1 protein-coding gene is annotated in these 1,707 nt (G+C 74.1%); it reads left to right on the top strand.

Annotation, left to right across the window (positions count from 1 at the left end; genetic code table 11):
• Window positions 1-1,707, top strand: a 1,707-nt coding sequence (locus K377_RS41110; protein WP_146614878.1) for a condensation domain-containing protein, incomplete at both ends; no start/stop codon positions are given.

Raw genomic sequence — 1,707 nt, 5'->3', positions numbered from 1 at the left:
CCCCGCCGCTGATGCGGCTCGCCCTGGCCGTGCTCGAACCCGGCCGCGCCGAACTCGTCGTGACGGCCCACCACATCCTGTTCGACGGCTGGTCCATCCCGCTGCTGATGCGGGATCTGCTGCTGCTGTACGCCTCCCACGGCGACCCGGCCGGCCTGCCCGCCACCCGCAGCTACGGAGACTTCCTGGCCTGGCGGTCCCGGCAGGACGAGGCGGAGGCGGCCCGCGCGTGGGCGGCCGAGATCGCCGGGGTCGAGGAGCCGACGCTGCTCGCACCCGGCTCCGAGGGCGCGGACGACGGCCTCGGGCAGGTCGAATTCGCCCTGCCCGCCGAGGTGTCGGCCCGGCTCGACCGGCGCGCCGCCGAGCTCGGCGTCACCGTCAACACCGTGGTCCAGGGCGCCTGGGGCCTGCTGCTCGGCCAGCTCACCGGCCGCCGCGACCTGCTGTTCGGCGCCACCGTGTCCGGCCGCCCGCCCGCCGTGGCGGACGTCGAGACGATGGTCGGGATGTTCATCAACACCCTGCCCGTCCGCGTCGCGTACGCCCCCGGCGACACCCTCGCCGAGGTCCTGACCCGGCTGCAGGAGCGGCAGACCGCCCTGATGGACCACCATCACCACGGGCTCGCCCAGATCCAGCAGGCCGCGAACCTGCCGTCCCTCTTCGACACCCTGGTCGTCTTCGAGTCCTACCCGGTCGACGAGGAGGGCATCAGCGCCGCGACCGAGGCCGCCGACGGCGTCGCCTTCACCGGCCTGCGCCCCACCAACGGCACCCACTACCCGCTGGGCCTGATGGCGGCGGTGGAGCCGAACCTCCAGTTCATCCTCCAGTACGCGCACGGCGTGTTCGACCGGGACACCGTCGAGACGTTCGCCGCCCGCCTGGTCCGCATCCTGGAGCAGCTCGCCGCCGCCCCCGACCACACGGTCGCCCAGCTCGACGTCCTGGAGCCGGCCGAACGCGAGCGCCTGCTCGTCACGTTCAACGACACGGACACCCCGACCCCGGACACCACGGTCTGCGGGCTCGTCGAGGCGCAGGCGGCACGGACCCCCGACGCGGCGGCGCTGATCGCCGAGGGCGGCACGCTCACCTACCGCGAGCTGACCGCCCGGGCCGACCGCCTGGCCCGCGAACTGGCCGGCCGCGGTGTGGGCCCCGAGTCGCTGGTCGCGGTCTCCCTGCCGCGGACGGCGGACCTGGTGGTCGCCCTGCTCGCGGTCCTGAAGGCGGGCGGCGCCTATCTGCCGGTCGACCCCAAGTACCCCGGACACCGCCTGGCGGCCATCCTCGGCGAGGCGCGGCCGCGCCTGGTCCTGACGGACACGACGACGGCCGGGACACTGCCGGAGCACGACGCCCCGGACGTCCTCCTCGACACGCTCGACCTGTCCGACGATGCCGGCCCGGCCCTCGAAAGCCCCGTCAACGCCCAGCAGTTGGCGTACGTGATGTACACCTCCGGCTCCACGGGCCGGCCCAAGGGCGTCGCCATCACCCACGCGAACGTGGTCAACGGCGTGCTGCGCCTCGCCGACCGCGTGGGGCTCTCGCCGGGCAAGCGGATCCTCGCGGGCACCTCGGTCAACTTCGACGTCTCGGCGTTCGAGATCTTCACCGGCCTCGCCACCGGCGGCGTCGTCGAACTGGTCCGGGACGTCCTGGTCCTGGGCGAGCGCAAGGAGGGCTGGAGCGGCGGGG

It is taken from the genome of Streptomyces sp. PsTaAH-137 (assembly GCF_003259365.1).
Lineage (GTDB): Bacteria > Actinomycetota > Actinomycetes > Streptomycetales > Streptomycetaceae > Streptomyces.
This window is presented reverse-complemented; position numbering and strand designations above follow the sequence as displayed.